Origin of the sequence: Chitinophaga dinghuensis, from assembly GCF_003259435.1 — a bacterium.
Classification (GTDB): Bacteria; Bacteroidota; Bacteroidia; order Chitinophagales; family Chitinophagaceae; genus Chitinophaga; species Chitinophaga dinghuensis.
In genome coordinates this window covers 1-1,025 of sequence record NZ_QLMA01000024.1, presented here as the reverse complement: position 1 = coordinate 1,025, position 1,025 = coordinate 1, and the positions used below count along the sequence as shown (strand labels likewise).

The window sequence follows — 1,025 nt, the reverse complement described above, 5'->3', positions numbered from 1 at the left end:
TTTGCTACGCCTGTCAGACGGATTTCTACACGGTCGTAGGCGCCGCCTGTAGGGATGGTAGCGATAAACTGCTGATTGCCGCTTAACAAGCGGAGAGTAAGCAGATTAGAAAGCGTATCTGCGGATACTTTCGTAGTACCATTGTATACAGTCAGTACAGTACCACCGAGCAGACTTACATCTGCAAGGGCAGTAGAGGTACCCAAAGTAACCTGGATACTATCTGTTGCACTTCCTGCATTCGGGAAGATCAGTTGTTGGTAAACAGAACCACCCAACAGACCTACTGGCATTGCCAATGTAGTGAAGTTCGTAGTTGAACTATCGATATCGAAGGTTGGGTTCTGCACAGAGCAAAGGATACAACCAAGGGTAGTACCTGATACCTGGCTGGTAGCTACGTTACATGCTGTAGGTGGTACTACAGGACCTGTTACGGTTACCACAACTGGTACTCTTGCAGAAGAACATGCTCCTGGAATAGAGACAGCTGCCCAATAAGTATAAGTACCCGGATTAGAGAACGGACCTACTACAAATGGAGTTCCTGAACCAAGAACAGTGGTGGTAGTAGAATCTGCATACCAGTTGATCGTTGCGCCTGGAACTGGAGTAGCAGTGAGACTTGCGGTCTGACCAGTGGCTACAACTACCGCACCTGCCACTACTGGAGGAGCTGGTGCAGTTACAATGTTCACCACCGCAGCTTTCAGATTACCGGCTGCATTTGGACAACGGTTGCCACCTGCGATCGCGACATAATAAGTATAGGTGCCGACTGCCAGTCCGGTGATCGTCAGTTTACCTGTTGAGTCGATTGCATAAGTAGTTCCACCAACAGTAGCATTTGTGATTGGCTGTGTTTTAGCAGCATCAAAATACCAGCTGAAGGTTGGGTTAGTGATACCAGATGCAGGATTAGCCGTTGGTGCCAGTACTGCATTACCAGTAGTACAAGCAGTGGTGGTATCTGCCAGAACGATGTCTGTAGGCGCACCCAATGCTTTCACTACTACCTGAACAGG

At 48.6% G+C, this 1,025-nt stretch carries 1 protein-coding gene; it reads right to left on the bottom strand.

Annotation, left to right across the window (positions count from 1 at the left end; genetic code table 11):
• On the bottom strand, positions 1-1,025 hold a 1,025-nt coding region (locus CLV59_RS29085), incomplete at both ends, for an Ig-like domain-containing protein (RefSeq protein WP_170137960.1).